The organism is Sulfobacillus thermosulfidooxidans (assembly GCF_001280565.1).
In the GTDB taxonomy this organism is placed as follows: Bacteria; Bacillota; Sulfobacillia; order Sulfobacillales; family Sulfobacillaceae; genus Sulfobacillus; species Sulfobacillus thermosulfidooxidans_A.
The window spans coordinates 51,755-72,736 of the sequence record NZ_LGRO01000001.1; the positions used below are offsets into that span (position 1 = coordinate 51,755).

At 50.3% G+C, this 20,982-nt stretch carries 18 protein-coding genes; 7 read left to right on the plus strand and 11 right to left on the minus strand.

Translation table 11 applies throughout. The annotated features are described in order from the left end of the window. Positions 1-93: 93 nt before the first annotated feature. Both AOA63_RS00250 and mctP read left to right on the plus strand, forming a co-directional pair. Positions 94-285, plus strand: a complete 192-nt coding sequence (locus AOA63_RS00250) for a DUF3311 domain-containing protein (RefSeq protein ID WP_053957835.1) — start codon at positions 94-96, stop codon at positions 283-285. After that, positions 286-1,845, plus strand: coding sequence for a monocarboxylate uptake permease MctP (mctP, locus tag AOA63_RS00255; RefSeq protein WP_242848240.1), 1,560 nt, complete (start codon positions 286-288; stop codon positions 1,843-1,845). Positions 1,846-1,923: 78 nt separating this feature from the next. Here the strand turns inward: mctP and AOA63_RS00260 are convergent, their stop codons facing one another. Together AOA63_RS00260 and AOA63_RS00265 are read right to left on the minus strand one after the other, a co-directional pair. Next, entirely contained in the window at positions 1,924-2,430 is a 507-nt protein-coding gene (locus tag AOA63_RS00260) for a cytochrome P450 (protein ID WP_242848241.1), read from the minus strand. 14 nt (positions 2,431-2,444) lie between these two features. Beyond that, positions 2,445-3,764, minus strand: a complete 1,320-nt coding sequence (locus AOA63_RS00265; protein ID WP_053957836.1) for an RNA-guided endonuclease InsQ/TnpB family protein — start codon at positions 3,762-3,764, stop codon at positions 2,445-2,447. Positions 3,765-4,575: 811 nt separating this feature from the next. Here AOA63_RS00265 and AOA63_RS00270 point away from each other — a divergent pair. Next, positions 4,576-6,240 (plus strand): IS1634 family transposase, encoded by a 1,665-nt coding sequence (locus AOA63_RS00270; RefSeq protein WP_053960573.1) that lies wholly within the window; start codon positions 4,576-4,578, stop codon positions 6,238-6,240. Here AOA63_RS00270 and AOA63_RS00275 read toward each other — a convergent pair. The 3 genes from AOA63_RS00275 to AOA63_RS00285 all read right to left on the minus strand — a co-directional run bounded on the left by AOA63_RS00275 (position 6,207) and on the right by AOA63_RS00285 (position 10,912). Continuing rightward, positions 6,207-6,746, minus strand: a complete 540-nt coding sequence (locus AOA63_RS00275; RefSeq protein WP_197648367.1) for a cytochrome P450 — start codon at positions 6,744-6,746, stop codon at positions 6,207-6,209. The genes AOA63_RS00270 and AOA63_RS00275 overlap by 34 nt on opposite strands. An 88-nt stretch (positions 6,747-6,834) precedes the next feature. Beyond that, positions 6,835-8,094, minus strand: a complete 1,260-nt coding sequence (odhB, locus tag AOA63_RS00280; RefSeq protein ID WP_053957837.1) for a 2-oxoglutarate dehydrogenase complex dihydrolipoyllysine-residue succinyltransferase — start codon at positions 8,092-8,094, stop codon at positions 6,835-6,837. Between the two features lie 13 nt (positions 8,095-8,107). After that, complete coding sequence (locus tag AOA63_RS00285; RefSeq protein WP_139061411.1) at positions 8,108-10,912, minus strand: 2-oxoglutarate dehydrogenase E1 component; 2,805 nt, start codon at positions 10,910-10,912, stop codon at positions 8,108-8,110. Positions 10,913-11,196: 284 nt separating this feature from the next. On the opposite strand from AOA63_RS00285, the gene AOA63_RS00290 reads away from it, so the two are divergent. From AOA63_RS00290 to AOA63_RS20315, 3 genes are all read left to right on the plus strand, one after another. Then, a complete protein-coding gene (locus AOA63_RS00290; RefSeq protein ID WP_053957839.1) occupies positions 11,197-11,937 on the plus strand; it encodes a sulfite exporter TauE/SafE family protein in 741 nt (246 codons plus the stop codon). Between the two features lie 176 nt (positions 11,938-12,113). After that, a complete protein-coding gene (locus AOA63_RS00295) occupies positions 12,114-12,965 on the plus strand; it encodes a DMT family transporter (protein WP_278277055.1) in 852 nt (283 codons plus the stop codon). 32 nt (positions 12,966-12,997) lie between these two features. Beyond that, positions 12,998-13,582: a methylated-DNA--[protein]-cysteine S-methyltransferase gene (locus tag AOA63_RS20315; RefSeq protein WP_082343634.1), complete on the plus strand. Its 585-nt coding sequence runs from the start codon at positions 12,998-13,000 to the stop codon at positions 13,580-13,582. A gap of 81 nt (positions 13,583-13,663) precedes the next feature. Here the strand turns inward: AOA63_RS20315 and leuD are convergent, their stop codons facing one another. From leuD to AOA63_RS00315, 4 genes are all read right to left on the minus strand, one after another. Next, positions 13,664-14,254, minus strand: a complete 591-nt coding sequence (leuD, locus tag AOA63_RS00305) for a 3-isopropylmalate dehydratase small subunit (RefSeq protein ID WP_053957841.1) — start codon at positions 14,252-14,254, stop codon at positions 13,664-13,666. A 53-nt stretch (positions 14,255-14,307) separates the two neighbouring features. Next, a complete protein-coding gene (gene leuC, locus AOA63_RS00310) occupies positions 14,308-15,714 on the minus strand; it encodes a 3-isopropylmalate dehydratase large subunit (protein ID WP_053957842.1) in 1,407 nt (468 codons plus the stop codon). Between the two features lie 273 nt (positions 15,715-15,987). Then, positions 15,988-16,128, minus strand: coding sequence for a hypothetical protein (locus tag AOA63_RS19475; protein ID WP_020373974.1), 141 nt, complete (start codon positions 16,126-16,128; stop codon positions 15,988-15,990). 103 nt (positions 16,129-16,231) lie between these two features. Further along, the gene (locus AOA63_RS00315; RefSeq protein WP_053957843.1) at positions 16,232-17,326 is read right to left on the minus strand and encodes a DUF763 domain-containing protein; all 1,095 of its coding nucleotides are present in this window, start codon (positions 17,324-17,326) and stop codon (positions 16,232-16,234) included. Positions 17,327-17,564: 238 nt separating this feature from the next. On the opposite strand from AOA63_RS00315, the gene AOA63_RS00320 reads away from it, so the two are divergent. Then, entirely contained in the window at positions 17,565-18,233 is a 669-nt protein-coding gene (locus AOA63_RS00320) for a DNA-3-methyladenine glycosylase (RefSeq protein WP_053957844.1), read from the plus strand. On the opposite strand, the gene serA is transcribed toward AOA63_RS00320, so the two are convergent. Then, positions 18,215-19,774, minus strand: coding sequence for a phosphoglycerate dehydrogenase (serA, locus tag AOA63_RS00325; protein WP_053957845.1), 1,560 nt, complete (start codon positions 19,772-19,774; stop codon positions 18,215-18,217). The genes AOA63_RS00320 and serA overlap by 19 nt on opposite strands. Continuing rightward, on the minus strand, positions 19,774-20,925 hold the full coding sequence (locus AOA63_RS00330; protein ID WP_053957846.1) for a pyridoxal-phosphate-dependent aminotransferase family protein: 1,152 nt from the start codon (positions 20,923-20,925) through the stop codon (positions 19,774-19,776). Before AOA63_RS00330 ends, serA begins: the two co-directional genes overlap by 1 nt. Positions 20,926-20,982: the final 57 nt, after the last annotated feature.

The window sequence follows — 20,982 nt, forward strand, 5'->3', positions numbered from 1 at the left end:
ATTTTATTTGTCGCAATAAGCTGGATTGACGCGCATTCTTTTTGGTGTCACAATTTTCATGCGGTTCATGACCGCATGAGGGAGGTGGTGACAATGCAAAAACAGACAAAGAGCGGATGGTATTGGTTATTCCTGATACCGTTTATTGGAACCTTGTGGCCGCCTTTTTACGCTTCGTATCGACCAACCCTAGCGGGTTTCCCGTTTATGTACTGGTATCTGATTTTATGGATTTTCCTTGTCGCGCTTTTAAGCGGCATTGTTTATCTCATTGATAATCGCTAGTTGACACCAGGAAAAGGGGTGATTCCTATTTATTGGTCAGCATTTATTGTCTTTCTTATTCTCTTTGCCATGGTGACAGTGTTGGGCTTTTCCGCATCGCGCTGGCACCGGGGTGACCTGGATCTTATTGAAGAATGGGGATTGGCCGGTCGCCGCTTTGGCACATTCGTAACCTGGTTCTTACTCGGAGGAGATTTATACACGGCTTATACCTTTATTGCTGTGCCGGCTCTTGTGTATGGTGCAGGGGCTTTTGCATTTTTTGCTGTGCCGTATACGATCGTCGTTTTTCCTATTATGTACATTGTGATGCCTCGTTTATGGCGGGTATCTAAACAGCGGAATTATGTGACCGCTGCTGATTTTGTGCGGGGGCGGTTCAATAGTCCGTTACTGGCCTTAGCGGTGGCTATTACCGGAATTTTAGCGACCATGCCGTACATTGCCTTGCAACTCACAGGTATTCAAGCAGTCTTGGCTGCCATGGGTTTATCAGGGCATGGATTCTTAAAAGATTTGCCTTTAGTGATTGCTTTTCTGATTTTAGCGGCCTACACCTACACTAGTGGGCTGAGAGCACCGGCTCTTACCGCCATCTTAAAAGATATTTTGATCTACGTGACCGTTATCGTCGCATGTATTGCTATTCCCATCCACTTAGGCGGATATGGACACATCTTCCAGGTTGCCGCGGCCAAACTCCCGGCAACAAAAGGATCGGTTATTCTCGCGCCTAAACTGTTCACAGCTTTTTCGACCTTGGCTTTAGGTTCAGCGTTTGCGTTGTTGCTCTATCCGCATGCTGTGACAGGAACCTTGGGGGCAAAAAGTGGGAAAACCATTCAACGCAATGCGGCATTATTGCCACTGTACTCCTTAGCACTGACCTTTATCGCGATTTTGGGATATATGGCCATTGCCGCCGGGATTCACACCAAAGATACAAGCCTTGTGGTCCCATTGCTCTTTTTAAAGACCTTGCCGACATGGTTTGCCGGCTTCGCCTTTGGAGCGATTGCCATCGGCGCTTTGGTACCTGCAGCGATTATGGCCATTGCCGCGGCGAACTTGTTTACCCGCAATATCTACCGGGAATACTTTGCTTCGGACAACGGCCCTAACCGTGAAGCCCAGATAGCGAAAATCGTCGGATTAATCGTGATTTTAGGGGCCTTATTCTTTATTGTCGCGATTCCGTTGCAATATTCCATCTATTTCCAGACTTTAGGAGGAATTTGGATTTTGCAGACGGTTCCCACGATTATATTTGGTTTATACACCAGATGGTTCCATCGTTGGGCCTTATTCTTGGGCTGGCTTGTAGGCATGATTATTGGAACGGGCATGGCCGCGGCCGAATCCTTCAAAACCTCCATTTACCCGTTGCATATCGGTCATAGCGTCTATTTGGCCTATGCGGGTGTCTGGGCTATTATCGTCAATATCGTTATTGTTGTGGTGTTGAGTATTCTCTTTAACGCCCTCAACATTAGCAATGGAACCGATGATACCCAGGACCAAGACTATGTATCCGAACCCGGAGAAGCGGTTGGTCAATAAGGTTCAACGACGAAGAAAGGCGAGACCTTCTGGTCTCGCTTTTTTCATGGCATTACATGGATGTATGCCGTTTTTGCCTTACTGGCTTCCTTTAACAATCAGGGGCAACGACTTTAAACCGCGTAAGAGGACATTGGGATTAAAAATCGGGTCGCCATGCAGTTCCAGGGAATAACGAAATAGTTCAGAAAACGCGATGGTCGCTTCCATCTTGGCCAAGGTCGCGCCTAAGCACATATGAACGCCACGACCAAAAGCCAGGTGCATATTGGGATGACGGTGAATGTCAAACATATCCGGATTGGGAAAAATCTCCGGATCCCGATTAGCTTGCGCCAGAACCACGGTTACGGACGCGCCTTTCGGAATGATTTGATCTCCTATAGGGACGTCTTGTTGAGCCATACGCCCATCCAATTGGACTGGGGACTCAAAACGCAAGCATTCTTCCACGGCATTTGCCCACAATGCGGGTTTAAGACGGAGTTCATTCAGCGCTGAGGGTGTCATGAGCAAGCGATAGGTGCCAAGACTAATGAGGTTGGTTGTGGTTTCATGTCCAGCGACTAACAATAATAAGGACATCGTTAAAAGTTCTGCTATAAAATCGGTGCGCCATTGTGCGCATCGATTTCTTCCTGCCCCGAAGCCGTTGGCAAGCCAACAGATCTCGCTTCGTTTCTGACAGGCGTGACTTTCCCGCCGATGCCGGGGTCTTCCGGCACCGTCGATAGGGTTGCCCCCATCGTCGCCACAGGTAGGGCGGTTTCGGTCGCCAGCCGTTTGAGATTGCGCGCCGCATTCACATCCCGGTCATGAGTGATGCCGCACGATGGACAGGTCCACCTGCGATCTGTTAAGGTGAGGTCCTGCTTGACAGAGCCACAGCCGGGGGTCGCGCAGAGTTTGCTACTGGGAAACCAGCGGTCCGCTTCCACTAATCGGGTGCCATACCGTTGGGCTTTGCACTGGAGCAGGGAGAAGAAGCGTCCGAATCCCTGATCTGCTATGGCCCGGGCCAAATGACGATTCGCCATCATCCTGCGCACCGACAACGTCTCGATCCCCATCGCTTGGTTTTCGCGACAAAGCCGAGTCGATGTCTTGTGCAAGAAATCGTTCCGAAGATTGGCGACCCGCAGATGGGTGCGGGCCATAGAGTTTTTGGCCTTGTCCCAGTTCCGGCTACGCGGCAACCGCGTGCCTTTCGGCAGGGGTTCGTGCGGGGCTAAGCCGATCTGGACTTTGGCGGCCTGCATTTTTCGGGTAATGCTCCGTTGCCGCATTTTCAGGCGGCGTAAAGCGCGGCGATGAGCTTGGGGTCCGCCAATCTTTTCTCCCGTAGACAGCGTGGCAAACGTCTTGATGCCGACATCCACGCCTTCCACCCCATGACCCGTGCGCGTCCGATAATAGATGGCATCCGGCACGGATACGTGAATGGCCAAAAACCATTCATCGGCTTCCCGAAGCACTCGAGCGCCCAAGATTTTGCCGGGGAATCGGAGGGTTTCCCGCAAGCGGATCCAGCCGATTTTCGGCAGTTTCACCCGACGTTTTGCGATCTGAAACTTATCGTTTGCCACGTAGAAACTGTCAGGGGTTTTCCCCTTTTTCTTAAACACGGGGCGGTCATTTTGCTGCGTAAAGAATCGGTGCCACGCGTCGGCTAAATCGGCAAACGGTTGGGCATGCGCATCCCGATGGATATCGTGGAGCCAGGGATATTGCTGATACTTCAGCGCATTAAACTGCTTCTTCAAGGCAGAGGCTTTGGGCTTCTGTCCAGCAGCATATTGGCGATTCCACTCAGCTAGCGCCCAATTCCAGACAAACCGGGCCGTTCCGGACGCTTGCTTAAAGTACCGAATCTGATCCGGCGTCGGATCGAGTCGAATCTTATGCGCTAACGTCGGCATGAAGGGCCTCCTTTAAGCGTTGGCGGTACTTCCACAATCCGTATAACCGAGCCGAGAAGACATGCGTGATAGTGTGTGAGCAAATCCTGAACTCATTCCGACCCCGGCCAAAGATGTGCTTGATTCAGCACCACAATCTCGCATCCATGTTGCTGGCAGACCTGCTCAAACCATTCCTCCGAATCGGGTCAAGCGATCCGTGTGGGCCCGATTGAGCATGCCACGTCTTCGCCATCCACAGCATCCATTACGGCGAGGAATCGCTTACGATGAAAGTTCAGGCCCCCATCGATTTCCTCGATGAACTCGACTGTGGCCAGTCCGCGAGCGGTACAGTAACAGCATTGTTCCCATGCTAACCGCGGATTCTTCAAATCCGGTCGCTGCCTTTGGCTGCTGACACGACAATACGCCATGATCTTTCGGGTCCGGGGGGACGGGGCTGCTGATGGCGGAAGGCCCGGATCTGATCTTCGGTATCATAGCGACGACCCGTGGCCGTCCGACCAGTGGGTTTAAGTCGACCCTCCCGATCTCAACGGTGGATGGTCTTGATGTGGACCCCGAGCAGATGGGCTACCTCATGACTGGTTAATGTGCGATCCATGGCCATATTTTACACTTTTAAGCACAATAACGGAAGCTAGATTATAACTCCGGCACTTAGGGTGCCTTCTTGTCCTTGAACTTGCAGAAGGGTGCTAAGAACTTACTTTCCGCACGTGGCGGGAACAAAAAAATTATTTTTTTTGGGCTGATCGCAAAGGAGATTGGGTATCGCATGGCGAAGTAATCTCTTATGAACACACCCATGCCGACACCCGTTGTTGTGGGGGCTGGACCGGTCATCCGAGCCCTCTGTGAGGAAATTGGATTCGTCGAGGCCATAAATCAGACCGTTGCGTGGGATTCGCAGCGTTGCCACCTGTCGCCCGGCGAACGGATTTTCGCGCTCGTCGTCAATTTGCTGACCGCTCGTCGACCTCTGTATCGCGTCCACGAGCAATTTCAGTTAACCGATGTGCCCTTGTTGTTTGGATCCGGCCGCACCGCGGCCGATTTTACGGATGATGCCCTCGGACGGGCTCTGGATAAAGTCGCCGCTGCCGGTGGCGCCACCGTCTTCAGTGCCGTTGCAACGCGAGCGCTCTTGCACGACCACGTGTGGACGCCCGATAGTCCGGTGTTTGTCCACTGGGATAGTACGACCCGCTCGGTCTATGGCACGTATCCGGACACCGGATCCGAGACCGGAGTGCATCCCACCTATGGCCATTCCAAGGATCATCGTCCCGATCTGCGTCAAATTCTCCTGACGCTGTTGGGGACCCGAGAAGGCATTCCGGTGGTAGGCACGGTGCAAGACGGGAATCTGAGTGATAAAACCCTCAATGCCGAGATGATTGCGGCCTTAGACGATTACTTTTCGCCTCAGCAACTGCAACAACTGGTCTACGTGGCCGATTCCGCTCTCATCACAGGTCCTAACTTAAAGGCAATGGCTGACCGTTCACTCCGCTTTCTCTCGCGTTGTCCGGAGACATTTCGAGCCGCGCACGATGCGAAGACGGCCGCCTTGGCGGCCAACGCCTGGGTTCCCCTCGGCAAAATCGGGGAGCGTGCCGATGCGGCCACCTATGCGGCCGCAGAACAGACCGGCGAAATTGAGGGCCGATCCTATCGGCTCGTGGTTTATCGCTCCGATCATCTAGCTGAGCGGAAAGCTCACACCATTGCCCGCCAGGTCGAACGGGCCCATAACCAGTTAACCCGGGCGGCGACTCGCCTCGCGGAGACCGTGTTTGCCTGTGCTCATGATGCCGAAGCGGCCGTGGCCGCTTGGCGGGCCACCGCCCAATGGCATCATGTCGAGGCGACGGTTGTCGCGGAAACGCAGGTCCCCAAACGCACGACCCGCGGGCGTCCCCGCCACGATGCCCCCGAACCGGCTACCACCACAGTATACCGGGTCCATCCCACCATTGGGGCAGTCGATGCGCAACGCGTGCAGGCGGCACAGGACCGGGCGGCGACGTTTGTCTTAATCACCAATCTACCGGCCTCTTCCTTTGATGCCCGCCGATTGCTCGAAGAATACAAAGGCCAGACGGTCATCGAACACCGTTTTCGCTTTTTAAAAGACCCAGCCTTTGTGGATGCGCTCTATGTGCACAAGCCGGAACGGGTGGAAGCCTTAGGTTATGTGCTCTTGCTCGCCGCGTTGGTGCTCAGTCTCATCGAACGTCGGGCCCGGCAGGCCCCGCCCCTTCCCACGCCGACTCGCGGTCTGTTGGCGCGGCCCACCGGGCAGGAGGTGTTACATCATCTGCGCGGACTGATTGTCGTGCCGCTGGATGCCCAGACCCGTCAACTCTTTGTCCCGGCGGTTCATACCCAGTCGGTGGCGGCCATTTTGGCCGCATTGGGTTTTACGGATACGATTTACACGCAGGTGCCCCCTAGACCCTCGGGATAAATTCCACGGCTTTCACCCATCACGTGCGGAAGAGGAGTAAGAAGATCATCCCCCGGATTTAACTTCTTTTCCTGAGTTAAATGATGAAAATAATCGAGGAGTTCCCAGCGTGCATCTTGTCCTTGTGGACGGATGACCGGTTCTTGTGTGGGGTCGATCATTAAGGCGATTTTCTGGGATAAGGATCGAAAGAGACTACGATCTTTAGCCGGGACCCCTATTAATTCTGCAATCACCAGAGCAGGTAAAGGAAAAGCGTAGTCCTCAACCAGATTGCCGCTACCATTGTTGACAAAGCTGTCTAACAATTCCCGGGCAAGTTCAGCAATATAGGGGCGCAGGCGTTCTAAATGTTTAGGTTGGCATGCACGGTTTACCAGATTGCGCAGGCGCGTATGGTCCGGGGGATTGGTGACCAGCATGCTCGGCGCAAGGACAGGCAGAGATTGATACTTAGGCTGAGGAGTTCTTGGGGCCGGAGTCCGTTTGATAAAGCGGCCGTCCATTCCTTTATCGGCCTTTTGGGCAGTTTGCCTTAATCATAACGCGAAAAGAAAATGCCCGGCAGTTTTTGCCGGGCGTAAGTGTAAAATATTATCCTTCCAACAGTAATGCTTCGGGATCTTCAAGCAATTCTTTAATCAAGACCAGGAAGCGAACGGCTTCACTGCCATCAACAATCCGGTGATCATAAGACAAGGCAAGGTACATCATGGGGCGCACCACAATTTGTCCTTGAACCACAACCGGCCGCTCCTCAATTTTGTGCATGCCTAAAATAGCGACCTGAGGAGCATTGAGAATAGGGGTGGATAATAAGGATCCGAAGACTCCGCCGTTGGTGATCGTAAAGGTTCCTCCCTGGAGATCGGCAATTGACAACTTATTATCCCGCGCCTTGATGGCTAATTCGGCAATAGCTTTCTCTAACTCAGCAAAATTTAAACGATCGGCATTGCGCACCACGGGAACGACAAGACCATTATCGGTAGATACAGCAATACCGATGTCATAATAATGTTTGAGAATCATTTCTTCGCCCTCAATTTCCGCATTCAACCGGGGAAATGCTTTCAGGGCCGCAATGGATGCTTTGGTAAAGAATGACATAAAGCCGAGACGGATGCCATGGCGCTTTTCAAATTCATCACGGCGTCGTTGCCGGATGTCTAAAATCTTGGTCATATCCACTTCATTAAAGGTGGTCAACATGGCCGCAGTGTGTTGCGCGTTCACTAACCGGTTGGCAATAGTTAACCGGCGTCTAGACATTTTGATGCGCTCCACAGGCCGCACGTCATCCATGGACGTCTGTGACGGTGAGGACGACAAAGGTGGTATCTTCGGGCTCTGGGGCGCTTGCGGAGCGATCGGACTTTGAACAGGAGCTTTTTCCCGCGTTTGTTGGAGATAGGCCTCCACATCCGTATGGGTTACGCGCCCTCGGTTGCCTTGCGTGGGCACTTCACTGAGAATAATCCCTTCTTGGTCAGCCAAACGTCTTACGTCCGGTGTAGCGCGGACGACAGGAGCCTCTTGTACCGAATTGGCGGGCTGGTCACTTGAAACAGTGGCTGTGGAGACTTGATGCGTTTGGGCTGTGTTAGCTGCGGAACTATCTCCGGGAACCAATGTGGCCAGCACATCACCCACGACAACGGTTTCACCGCTTTGTTTCAGAATTTCATGTAATGTTCCATCTTCATTGGCGGTGATTTCTAAATTGACTTTGTCGGTTTCGAGCTCAACAATGGGGTCCCCGGCCTTTACCAGGTCTCCTGGTTTTTTTAACCATTCTCCAACAGTCGCTTCAGTTACGGATTCTCCAACTTCTGGAACCGTAATCTGTGTCATGATTTATGTCCCCCTAACGGCTTATCGCTTCATGAATAATACGGTCTTGTTCTATGGCATGGTGCTGAGCAAAGCCTTCTGCCGGAGCAGAATGCGGTTGTCTCCCTACATATTTTAACGGCAGGCCCTTAACGTTGTACTGTAAAGTGGTTGCGATATAAGTCCACGCTCCCATATTTTGTGGCTCCTCTTGGACCCAATACACTTCTTTGAGATGCGGTAAGGAAGAAACGAGTGCGTCGAGTTCCGGGAAGGGGAAGGGATAGAGTTGTTCCACTCGCGCCAAGGCAATCCACTTGGCGTCGGACTCTTGTTCTTTAAGCGCTTGAGCTATTTCAATGCCAATTTTTCCGGCAGTTAACACTAAGCGCGTCACCTGAGACGGATCGGTTACAGGCAGTGGATACAAAGGCTGAAATTGACCCTGTACTAATTCCGTAACATCCGATGCTGCCAAAGGATTGCGCAGGAGGCTTTTAGGTGTTAACACCACTAAGGGACGGGGACGTTCTTTGAGCCATGCGGCTTGAGAACGGAGAAGATGAAAATATTGGGCCGCACTCGTGGGAATTGTGACCCGCCAATTCTCATCTGCTGACAATTGTAGGAATCGTTCTAAACGTGCGCTAGAGTGCTCCGGTCCTTGTCCTTCATAACCGTGAGGTAAGAGCATGACAAGGCCTGAAGACTGAAGCCATTTGGCTCGACCCGGGGCGATAAATTGGTCAAAAAGCACCTGGCCGACATTGGCAAAATCTCCATATTGCGCTTCCCAAAACACCAGGGTGTCTGGAGCCTGGGTACTATAACCATATTCGAATCCTAATACAGCGGTTTCGGATAAGGGGCTGTTGGCCACTAAAAATGACGCACGCGCATGAGAAAGATGTTCTAAGGGAGAAAATTTCTCGCCGCTCTGGACATCGTGAAGAACCAAGTGACGCTGGCTAAAGGTGCCACGTTCCGAATCTTGACCTGTCATCCGGATAGGAATCCCATCCGCCAAAATTGTGCCCATGGCCAGAGTTTCGGCAAGAGCCCAGTCAACACCACGAGGTGTGGTTAAAGCGTCTTGTCGTTTAGCCAAGATTTTTTCTAGTTTAGGATATAACTGAAATCCTTTCGGACGTCTTAATAATTCTTGGTTGATATCGTTTAATAACTCGCGGGAGACAGGAGCCGGCAAAGGATTTGCGGGTTCTTCCGGCAAGGTTCCCCGCGGCGTTAATGTAATTTCCCCTCGGGTGAGTTTTTGGTAAATGGAACGTAAATCGTCTTGGATCGCCTGGATAATCTCATTAACCGCGTCTTCGGTAATCAAGCCTTCATCTTCTAAACGTTTAGCATAAACTTGCCATGGCACGGGATGAGAAGCGACGGCATGATATAACACGGGCTGGGTGACGCTCGGGTCGTCCCCTTCATTATGTCCCCATCGCCGGTAGCCAACCAAGTCGATCAGAAAGTCTTTGTGAAATGCCTGTCGATAGGCATGGGCCATTTCAATAACGCCCAGGCAAGCCTCAATGTCGTCGCCATTCACGTGGACAATCGGAATCTCAAATCCCTTAGCCAAATCACTTGCATAAAGGGTACTACGCCCTTGGTCGGGTTCGGTCGTAAATCCTAAAAAGTTATTGGCGATAATATGCACAGTTCCGCCCGTATTATAAGCGGCTAACCGCGACAAATTCAGAGTTTCGGATACGACGCCTTCGCCCGGAAACGAGGCATCACCGTGAATCAGGACGGCAAGTGCCCGATCGACATCTTGCACCGGGGCGCCAGGGCGCTGGCGAGAATCCTGTAAAGCCCGAGCCATTCCTTCTACCACCGGATCAACGAATTCGAGGTGACTGGGATTATTGGCTAGAGCCAGACGCATTTCGACCATATTAGACTCTTGCATAATTTTGCGGGCGCCGAGGTGATATTTGACATCCCCAGTCCAGCCAAAATTAATTCCAGCCGATCCAGCCGATGGAACCAAATCCTTATTGGGTGCACTATGAAATTCTGCAAAAATATCCGCATAGGGTTTACCTAAAATATGTGCTAAAACATTTAACCGGCCGCGGTGAGCCATACCAATCACGACATTACGAATGGGAGTGGTCGTGGCGGTTAAATGAATTAAGCGGTCCAACATGGGGACCATCGCATCAGTGCCTTCAATTGAAAAACGCTTCTGACCCGGAAAAGTATGATGCAAAAATTTTTCAAACTGGTCGACGGCAATTAACCGCCGCAGGATGGTTCGCTTGTCAACGGGTGATAATGGCAGTTGAATGCGGTGAGATTCGACATAATCCATAAGCCATTGGCGTTCCTCTAAGTTATGCACATGGCTAAATTCATAAGCGACAGTTCCTGTGTACAATTTCAATAACTCTTCAATTGCGTCCCATCCCGTTTTTAGGGTTTCTGGGCAGTTAGGCCATAAAGACTTCGCTGGCACTTGTTGTAGTTGTTCAGGACTGAGCCCATAAGTTTCAAGGCGCAATAAGGGGGACGAAGGAACCCTGTTAGCGAGAGGATTCAAATGGGCTTGCAGATGTCCATACTCCCGGATATTGCGCGCCAATTCTGTCCCGCGGCGGATGATTTCTAAGCTCGCATCGCTGACCGTGACGGGTTCGGGATAATCTTCGGTGGGAAAATCATTGGGCGGAGGACCCCATTGTTCGAAGAGACGTCGACTGGCTTCATCAATCGACGCCGGATCCCGCAAGTATTGTTCATATAAGTCCATAATATAGCCGGCATTCGGTCCATAAAATTCTTGCCATAATGTGTGCAACTCGCGAGCTGCGGCCATTCTTTCCATCTCCTTTTACCACTTTTTGAGGATAACCGGATCACTGAAAAATATCCTCAAAATCATTAACCCCGACGGACGACGTTGCCAATTTATGTCGAACGGTACTTACTAACCCGCTTATTACTATAACCATCCCTTTCTATTCTGGCTAATCACTGTTTTCTATAAGAAAGTAAACTCACAGTTATATAAAGACCGTGAACATGATTGTCAGATTTTCGCTGTTCGCGTAAAATTTCATGGTCACATCGAATTATCGATTCCAGGCGAGGAGGCCTTGTATGCATCTTGGATATTTATCCATCGATTCATATTTGATAGCATTCCTCATCGTATTGGCCGCCTTTGCCATTCGGGGAATGCTGGGATTTGGATCGGGATTAATTTCCGTGTCGCTTTTGATATTTTTCTTGCCTATTAAACAGGTGGTGCCCATTGTCTTTTTGTTGGACGGTGTCGCGTCATTGGCGTTAGGTTCGTATGATTTTAAGGAGATTCGCTGGCAAGAAATGCCCTGGTTATGGATTTTTACGATTTTAGGATTGATTGTGGGAGCCTGGATCTTAAAAACATTGCCCGCCCAGAGTGTGACCGTGTTGCTAGGGGTTTTCATTCTGCTTTATGTGGTCTATGCCATCGTGACGAAACCCGAGCGTTTACCCCAAGTCTCTCGGATCTGGGGCGCTCCGTTAGGATTTTTAGGGGGAGTTATCGGTAGCTTATATGGAGGCGGTGGGCCCTCCATTGTGGCATATCTTCAGATGCGGCATTTGGATAAACGGGCGTTCCGGGCCTCGTTCCAATTTATCGCCATAACCGATAGCGTTGTTCGTGGCAGCCTATACTTTCTGTTGGGATTGTTAGGGGCCAAAACGGTAGTAACATCGGCATGGCTGCTGCCTGCCGTGGCCATTGGCTTGCTTGGCGGGAACTTTCTCCATTTTCGAATTGATGCGAAACGGTTTCAATACCTTGTTCTCCTGGTTCTGGCATTTGCCGGCATTAAATTAGTGATACCCTAACCATCATAGCCTAGATAGCGCCACATGCATAAGAGACATGGCGCTATCTAAATGACATTACACAATGTACAATAGATTTAAAAAGAATATCTATAAAAATGAGACATTTGTGACGTCATATGAGGCAAAGGGTGTCATGAGCCATTCGGGTCACTATTTTGGATCTTCTCTCATTGTTGACAATGAATTTGATTTGGGCAGGTACTTATCCGGCGACCGCGGTGGCGCTTATTTCCGTTTCCGCATCCTTGCTCACGTTAATCCGTTTGGGAACCGGAAGCCTTGTTATGTTGCCATTTTTATGGCGAAATGTGCGGATATGGTCCAGACGAACGATTCTGCGCACGGCCTTTTTAGGAGTCATAGGGTTCTCTCTACCTCTGGTGTTGCAAACGCAAGGATTAAAAGCGTCGACACCAGCCATGGCCGCTATCTCCATTGCCTTAGAACCTTTAATGACAGCCGTCATGGCTAGTGTGCTGCTTAAGGAACACCTGTCCCGGGCCCGTAGATGGGCGCTGGCTATTGCCGCGTTTGGGGCTTGGGCCGTGGCCGGCTTTCCCCGTCCGGGGGTCAAAGGCTATATTACCGGAGACATCTTATTAGTGTTGGCGATTTTATGTTTTGCCGTCTATAATGTTTATTCCTCGTCATTAAGCCGGCATTTGAGCCCTGGACAAGCGACAGCTGGCACATTTCTCGGCGGTTTTCTAGGGACGATTCCCATTTGGTTAATAACGGGAGCAAAGTGGCCGACGACATGGCACACGACCAGTATTATGGCTACGGTTTATTTAGCCTTATTGGGAACCGCCTTGGCGTATTTTTTGTGGATGCATACCGCATCCCGTATTCCTGTCGCATTAATGGCTCTCTTTCTCTACCTACAACCAGTTTTAGGCGTTGTTTTATCGATGCTCCTGACCCCGACGCATCTTAGTGGATCGTTTGTGATAGGATCGCTCGCGATCTTGGGGGCCTTATATATTGGACGCGATAAAACCCAAATGTCATCCGCTTCAGCATAAGGGGAACGCCGGTTTCCAGTCAGAAACACATTATGAAGACCATTAAGGAAGGGGAGGGAACGCTGGTGCCTTTAGAAATTGCTTCCCATCACGAGCCTCCTGATATCGTGTATTGGGATGCGCTTCACGTCTGGTCCTGGACATTATATGTCGCAGCCACTCCCTTCGGTGTATGCCGGGTTACACTTCCGGGAGAAAGCCTTGAGGACGATGAAAAGTGGCGCAAGCGTTTTATGCCAGATGCCCCATGGCGGCATGAGCCGCGTGTGCTGCATACGTTTACACAGCAGATAAGAGAATATTTCGCCGGGACACGCCAGGATTTTTCTGGAACCTTGGACTTATACGGGACTCCATTTCAACGGGCGGTCTGGAAAGCGCTGTTAACGATTCCTTTCGGTGAGACGAGGTCTTATCAGGATATCGCCCACATGATTCATCATCCCAAAGCCGTGAGAGCTGTAGGCGGAGCCAATCATGCCAACCGCATCCCCATTATTATTCCTTGTCACCGGGTGATCGGCAAGCAGGGGGATTTAGTCGGATATGGGGGCGGACTGGACGTGAAAAAGGCCTTGCTGAGTTGGGAGCAGCAAACACGTCAACTCTTTGGTTAGACGGTCTTTTTTCGGGGAGGTTTTAATTACAAAGCAAGGTTTTAAAAAATCGACTCGCTAGACGCGAGTCGATTAAAACAGTTAGCCGTGTTGCGATTCGTACAAGGTTATACGGTCCTCATATTGCAAGGTGCGGGCAATATCATCCAAGCCATATACCAGGGTTTCTTGCAAGTAGGGATCTAAGTCAAATGATGCAATAAGCTGATCGTTATCTGCCTTAACTTGGAGATTTTCTACGTCCACGGTCAAATAGAGGGGAGTTGAACGTTCAGCCAAAGACATCAAGTGGCGCACGGTGACTTCAGGCAAAATTAAAGGCAACATCCCATTCTTAAAACAGTTGTTGTAAAAAATATCTGCAAATGATGGCGCAATAATAATCCGAAATCCATAGTCAGCCAATGCCCATGGCGCATGTTCGCGGGATGAACCACAACCAAAATTTTGCCCAGCAATCAGAATACTGGCTCCTCGGTAGCGGGGTTCATTCAGGATAAAGTCGGGACGGGGACGGCCCTGGGCATCATAACGCCAATCAAAAAAGAGAAATTCGCCGAAACCGGACCGTTCCACCCGTTTCAAAAATTGTTTGGGAATAATTTGATCCGTATCAATATTGGCGCGATTTAAAGGCACAGCCAGTCCACGGTGTTGTTGCAGTGGGGTCATCGAGGGATCCTCCTTCGCCTCATTATTTCATGGTTTCCGACATTTGCACGGACTTAATCCAATAAATTTCTGATATCGACGAAATGGCCGTATAAAGCGGCTGCCGCAGCCATTTGCGGACTGACCAAATGAGTTCGGCCGCCTTTGCCTTGCCGGCCCTCAAAGTTCCGATTGGATGTCGAGGCGCACCGTTCGCCCGGTTCCAGAATATCGGGATTCATGCCTAAGCACATGCTACAACCCGGTTCCCGCCATTCAAAGCCGGCGTCGATAAAGATTTGGTGAAGACCCATGGCTTCGGCCTGCCGTTTGACCAGTCCGGAACCGGGAACTACCATGGCGCGAACACGGGGATGGACTTTCTTTCCTTTGACGATGTCTGCGGCCTTTTGCAGGTCTTCTAAGCGGCCATTCGTACAGGAACCAATAAAAACCCTGTCAACGGGAATCTCGGTCAAGGGCGTGCCGGGTTTAAGACCCATATATTCGAGGGCATACCGGGCGGATTCACGCATACTGTCATCGCCAAAAGAGTCCGGGTCGGGCACATTCTCATCAATCCTGGCGACCATACCGGGACTTGTGCCCCAGGTCACCATGGGTATTAACGTATCCAGATCAATGACGACTTCGCGGTCAAAGCTAGCCCCGGGATCGGTAGCATATTGGAGCCACCGGTCTTTGATTTGTTCGAAAGCCTCCCCTTGAGGAACATGGGGCCGTCCCCGCAAATAATTGATGGTCGTTTCATCTGGCGAGATCATACCCGCCCGGGCACCGGCTTCAATCGACATGTTACATAGCGTCATCCGTTCATCCATGGTTAAGGCATGCACCGCATCACCCATATATTCAATGACATAGCCAGTAGCCCCGGAGGTGCCGATTTGTCCAATTAAGGCCAAGATCATGTCTTTGGGTGTGACGCCTGGTGGCCGTTTTCCGGTAAAATACACGGCCATTGTTTTCGGCTTTGACTGTACCAGACATTGCGTGGCCAAAACATGTTCGACTTCGCTTGTGCCAATGCCGAAAGCTAAGGCACCAAAAGCTCCGTGTGTCGATGTATGGCTATCGCCGCAAACAATGGTCATGCCAGGCTGGGTTAAACCTTGTTCAGGACCGATAATATGCACAATCCCCTGTTCAGGATGGTGCAGGTTAAAGAGAGGAATGTCATATTGCCGGCAATTTTCTTCTAAGAGATCCATTTGCCGTTTGGCAATGGGATCCGTAATGGGAAGACTGCGGTCAGTCGTGGGCACATTGTGATCCATAACGGCAAACGTGCGATCAGGTCGTCGTACCTTTCGGTTATGCAGCCGCAATCCTTCAAAGGCTTGTGGCGAAGTCACTTCATGAATCAAATGCAAATCGATATAGAGCAAGGCGGGTTTTCCCGGTTCTTGCATGACCACATGGTCGTTCCAAATTTTTTCAAAAAGAGTTAAAGGGGGCATGGGACGTCACCTTCTTAAATTAGTGAGATCAATGAAAGGAACACCAAGAAAGAATTGCTTAGGTGTTCAGAAAAATATACACTGATTTAAAGAGATTGCCAAGATAAACAACACAAAACCCCTTGTTATGGTGCGTGTGTTTTCCCGGTTCACAAAAAGAATTCCTCACAAAAAAACCTAGTAAAGGGGATTCACTAAGAAATGCTAGCAAGAGCCTGAATGGGTATGCATAGGCATGTCAGAGTGGTAGTGAAGGAATGGACCAGAGGCTTGTTACTCGTCCTGGTCCATTTTCGTAATGCGCACAAACCATTTGCCCAAAAACGTAAACAAAACTGTCGTGACAATAATGGCGCCAATAATGGTCGCGACTGTGGGATGGTAACTTAAAACTTGCGGTAATTTTGGCCACATCGTTAAATCCCTCTCGTTCGCGTTGTCATGAGAATTAGGCAAAATCTTGATGATAACACTACTCAGTGTAATACCATTAGGCGGACGCGTAAAGAGTACGGCGTTAGGTTGTCACGGGTTTATCCCACTGGGCTAAACGGCGCAGACTGGCGAATTTGGTCCGGTCATCAATGCGCGCTTTGTTCAAAGCTTCTTCTAAAATTTGCAAGGAATGATTGTAGTCATGACGATTGACCGGATAGGGAATCCCGTCTTTTCCCCCATGCGCGAAGCTGTAACGGACGGGATCCTGGTAAGTTAGGGGAGAGCCAAAAATAATTTCAGCAACCATGGCCAGGGCTTTTAGGGTCTGGGCACCCACACCTGGCGTCATGATCAGATCCTGGTAGGTCTTGGGATCACGCTGGTAAATCGCATTCAAGGATTTATTGAGATATTGGGCACGAGGAATATCATGATGACTCGGCATAATCAACTCTTTTTCGCCGTGATTCACACCTAAAGAGCGCAACGCAAGCAGAACTTCCTCTGGTTGGCGTGTTAATTGCAAGGAGGCATGTTGGATGGACACATTGTCTTTTTCGGTTAAATTTAAAACATGGGGAACTTTGCGACCTACAATGCCTTGGTGGGGTTCCACCGTAAAGCTCTTCACGGTTTCACTCAGCCAGTGATAGCGGCGGGCACTTTGTGCTTGCTCATTCATGCCTTGTTGAATCACCGTCCACTGCCCATCAGCGGTGAATATCATCACGTGGTGGTAGAGTTGATAGCCGTCCTGGACTAAAGCATTATCCACTTTAGCCACCAAACGGCTCGTATCCTTTAAGTGGCTAATGTTCTGGGTGAGCGCGGCCCATTCGCCGATGTTATCAATTTCCTGCGGGGTCTGGCGGGCCGTATTGCCTTTGCCACCGACAATAAACAAGCCTAATTCGCGCTGCTTTTGAGATAATCCTTCTTTTAAAGCGCCGAGTCCTACGGTCGTGAGCCCTGAGGAATGCCAATCAAAGCCGATAACGGCCCCAAAAGCTTGGAACCATACCGGGTCGGCAAACCGGCGCAAAACCTCGGCAGCGCCAAATTCCACAATAATAGCCTCAACAATGGCGGCGCTTAATTGAGTCATTTTTTGAAACAGCCATGGCGGACAATGTCCTCCATGGAGGGGCGCAATGGCCGTCCCGACTTTGGGCATGATGATCACCACCCTTAAGAATAATTCATTGTATCAGATTTTTCTGCTGTTCTTGGGAAAACAGAGTAAGTTTGATAAGGCTTGCTCCCGGGAGCTATTAACTGTTGTATGAACTTAAGATGATATTGCTAGAAGAATTCACAAGTGCGAGAAGATATATGAGATCGGATAGGGCTATGCGCATGATTTAATATCTATCGAGAATATCTCCTAAACAAATGATAATAAGGAGGGCAATATGACTACGCTCACATCAACGCAATATCCTTGGAATGGACAAGTTAATCAGGAATTTTTTGAACAACCCACATATGATTTAGCCAGGCGATTACTGGGAATGATCTGTGTTCATGATACCCCTTTAGGACGGACAGCCGGCCGCATTATTGAAGTCGAAATGTATAAAGGTCCAGCGGATAAAGCGGCTCATAGTTACGGGGGCAAAATGACGGAAAGGACCCGTGTCATGTATGGTCCCCCGGGGCATGCCTATGTCTATTTCATTTATGGTATGCACTATTGCCTTAACGTCGTTAGTGGGCCAGTGGGTTATCCCGAAGCGATTTTAATTCGGGCGTTGGAACCGGTAGAAGGACTTGATTTAATGGCCAAACGGCGTCAGATTCCCCAGCTGGGATCTATGCGCCAAATTTGTCAATTGACCAATGGCCCAGGAAAATTAGCTCAGGCGCTGGGCATTACCCGTGAGCATTATGGTTTGCCCTTATATGACTCACCGCTGACCCTTTACCACGATCAAGACCCGCTGCCTCCGTCACGGATTGCAGCGGGTCCGAGGATCAATGTCAGTTATGCGGAAGAAGCAGCGAATTTTCCTTGGCGTTTTTGGATTGTCGATCATCCGTGCCTATCGGTCAAAGCACCTGCTCAAAAAACAAAGACTTGACGAATTTCCGGAATTTGTTTGAGATCATGCACCAATTCTTCAGGGGCTGTTTGGTCTAAGGATAATATCATCAGTGCTTGGTGAGCTTTTTCATCCCGGCCTAAATGCAAATTGCCAATATTGATATTGTATTGTCCCACTAATGTTCCGACTTTACCCACAACACCAGGTGCGTCGTTGTGGACCGTCATTAGCGCGTTTTTTGGCCACGGCAAATCCATGGCAATGCCGTTGATGCGGCGCAGACGGGGAACATGATTGTCGAGGACAACCTCGGTGGTCGTTTCTGCATGTCCTTCGAGACGGAGGCTCAAAGCCGGAGCTTGGTTGGGGCCTGCTTCTTCGACCAGCAGTTTTAAGCCTTGTTCTTCAGCTTTAATCAGCGCGTTGACAGCATTGACACGACCATCTAACTGCTCGCTCAAAACAGCGGCAATGACTGTTTGTTTGAGCCAAGGGATTGCGTTTTTGGCTATTGGTCCCTTTAAGGTCAGAACCAATGGGACCGTGAGCGTTTTATTCATTTGAGCAAAAATCCGGCCGACAACGCGGGCCCCCTCATCCAAGATGCCAAATTCGTCCGGTGTGAGAGGGGGAACAGGCACATTGACGATATTGGGAGGAGTTTGCCCTTGCAAGGCGGCAATAACGCCTTTGGCCGTCATAACGGCCACGCCGGTCATTGCTTCTTGGGTGCTTCCCCCCAAGTGTGGAGTAAGAACCGCTCGAGGATGGCGGAATAACGGAAAATCTTTTGGTGGCGGTTCTTGACTAAAGACATCCAGGCCCACCCCTAAAAGATGTCCCATGTCCAATAATTCTGCTAGGGCTGCTTCATCAATCATGCCCCCACGGGCGACATTAACGACAATAGCACCTTTTGGCAAACGTGAAAGCAGGTCCATTCCGATTTGTGGTCCCGATTTCGGAGTGTGTAACGTTAAGATGTCAGACACTGGCATAAGTTCTTCCAGAGAATCAATGCGGGTGACATTATGTGCTTGGAAAATTTCGTCACTCACGAATGGATCATAAGCATAGACCGTCATCCGAAATCCGTGAGCAATTCTAGCCGCTTCCCGACCCACTTTGCCGAAGCCAATAATTCCGAGACGGCGGTCATGGAGTTCTCCTCCCAAAAACTTTTTGCGGTTCCAGCCGCCTTCGCGTACATGCGCATCTCCCAAATGGATATTGCGAAGAATTGTGAGCATGTGCCCAAAAGCTTGTTCGGCCGCTGCAATCGCATTAGCTCCGGGAGCATTAACGACGGCGATACCAAATTCCGTACAAGCTTTCAAATCGACGTTGTCAACGCCGGAACCGGCCCGGGCAACGACTTTTAGGCGAGGACGGTTCATTAGCACTTCCCGGGGCAGCCGGTGTGCACTTCGAATGATCACGGCATCATAATTTCCGAGAATTTCAGGCAATTGTTCTTTGGGAAGGAGATCATAGGCATCGACATCCGCAACTTCGCGTAACATGTCTATGCCTTCTTGACCGAGTGTTTCTGTAATCAAAATGCGTGGACGAGTCATTATGCATGTGCCTCCTCTTCAACATTAATAGCGTTATGCCATGTCACCCAAGCTGCCTGAACTCCATCAAAGCCGCCCGGTAACAAGTGGGCTAACGTGGCTAGGCCTTCAAACAGTTGTTCCGGTAATGCCGCACCCACATGACCAATGCGAATGTAATCATGATGCCATGGTCCCATAGCACCGGCGATTTGCAATCCAAGCTTCGCGGCCTGATTGCGGAAATCTACGGGGGTTATGCCCTTGGGAGCCGCTAATGCCGTGACCGTTGGAGACGCGATGGCTTCTTCAACAGGTGGTGTCATGCCAGAAGCCTGACCAAAAGCACGGGCCATGCGACTTAAGAGTTGGTGCCGTGCTAACCGTGGCATTTCGCCTTCGGCTTCGAGAAGATTTAACGCCTCTTCCAATCCGTTCCATAAAGAGACTGCAGGGGTATAGGGAAATTGGCCATTGAGATAAGGTTGTAAGTCAAAAAACAGGCGACCTGGGCGATCTTTTAAAACCTCCTGTTTGGCGCGGGCTGACAACGCGAGAATGCCCAATCCGGGAGGGCACATGAATCCTTTTTGTGATGCGGCAACAATGACATCGACATGATCAGCCTGTATCTTTAAGGGAATAGAAGGAACACCTGAAATGCTGTCAACAATAAGTAGGGGAGCATTATTGACTGTGCGGAGTGCTTGAGCCAGCTGTGGCACGGGATTTAATACGCCCGTGGATGTTTCATTGTGGGTCACGAGAATGGCTTTGATGTCACGTTCTTCGCTCAAGGTTTCGAGAATATGCTGCGGGTCAAAGGCTTGGCCATAAGGAACGCGAATATGGCGCACATGTACACCCATTTTTTCGGCGATTTCCATAAACCGTTCGCCAAAAGTGCCTGTGCTCACGCCAATGACTTTATCGCCGGGCAAAAAGAAATTTTGTACAGCCGCTTCCAGCGCACCTGTTCCACTGGTGGGGATAACGGCAACGCCACCATCTGGACCCACATCAAACAGTTGTTGCAATTGGGCTAATACGTGCTCTTTGACTTTGGTGAAGACACTGCCCCGGTGATCGGACATCGCCTGTTGCATGGCCAGATTCACACTGGGGGGAACGGGAGTGGGTCCGGGTAATAATATTTGTGGCGGGTATAACATCAATTATTCCTCCTTGAGATTTAAGATCGTAGATTTTTTCGGTTTGTAGCTGCTGGC